The organism is Paenirhodobacter enshiensis, from assembly GCF_000740785.1.
Classification (GTDB): domain Bacteria; phylum Pseudomonadota; class Alphaproteobacteria; order Rhodobacterales; family Rhodobacteraceae; genus Rhodobacter; species Rhodobacter enshiensis.
The window spans coordinates 1-1,006 of the sequence record NZ_JFZB01000091.1 but is presented as its reverse complement, the minus strand read 5'-3'; the positions used below and the strand labels follow the sequence as shown (position 1 = coordinate 1,006).

At 61.1% G+C, this 1,006-nt stretch carries 2 protein-coding genes; both read left to right on the top strand.

Features of this window, described 5'->3' with window-relative positions; genetic code table 11:
* A partial coding sequence (locus CG50_RS17165) for a hypothetical protein (RefSeq protein ID WP_161785425.1) occupies positions 1-360 on the top strand: 360 nt, incomplete at its 5' end.
* Positions 350-1,006: ATP-binding protein (locus CG50_RS16015; protein WP_036640678.1), on the top strand; the 657-nt coding region annotated here is incomplete at its 3' end. The genes CG50_RS17165 and CG50_RS16015, both read left to right, overlap by 11 nt.

The following is a 1,006-nucleotide window of genomic DNA, read 5'->3' as shown; positions in this document are numbered from 1 at the left end:
CCGGAAAACCATCGCGCGATATGGCGGCAGAACCCGGATGCCCTCATCGCGCGCGCCACAGACTACAGCCCGTGTCTCGGGCGGTTCGTGTGCCGGCACCTGGAGGTCAATTCCAACCCCCGAGCAACCTACAGCATGTTGAAGCGGCTGCTCGAAGTCGCGCCGGTCTACGGCAAAACCACGATCGATGCGGCCTGTGCCGAGGTTCTCCGGCGCGATCAGATCAATGCCGATGCGTTGCGACAGATTCTTGACCGGGGCCCGAAAAAGCTGCCGCGCCCCGAACCGCAGCAGGCCCCGCCACCGTCCGAAAACATCCGCGGTGCGGGCTATTATTCGGAGGACGGCGATGCAGCATGAACATGTCGTTGCGCTCGCTCGTGAACTGTCTCTTGCAGGTTTTGCCGATACGCTCGACCGTCAGGCCAAAGATCCGTTCTTTGCGGACATGGCCTTCGTCGAAAGGCTCGCCGCGCTACTGATCGCGGAGAAGGAACGGCGCGCGGCCAGCCGGCTGACGCGGATGCTGAACGAGGCGAAACTCCCGATCAAGGCGGCCCCGGAGGAGCTGATTGGCGACGAGGCACGGGGCTTCAAAACCGCCGTCATGCGCGAGCTGCTGAAATGCAGCTGGATCCCCTTTGCCTGGAACGTCCTTATCAGTGGCGAAACCGGAACCGGCAAAAGCTGGATCGCCTCCTGCATCGCCACGGCGGCCATTCGCGCCGGACACAAGGCCCGCTATTACAAAGTCTCCGACCTGCTTTATAGCCTGTCGATGACGCTGGAAGACGGCGTTTACCTGCGAGAGCGCGAAAAGCTGTCCAAGTTCAGGCTCCTGATCCTCGACGACTTCGGGAAGGTTGCGATGAGCGAAACCGAGAAATCGATCCTGTTTGACATCATCGAAGACCGAAGCGGGACCTTGTCGACCATCATCGTCGGCCAGCGCCCCTATAATGACTGGCATGGCTTCATCGACAATCCGGTCATCGCCGACGCGATC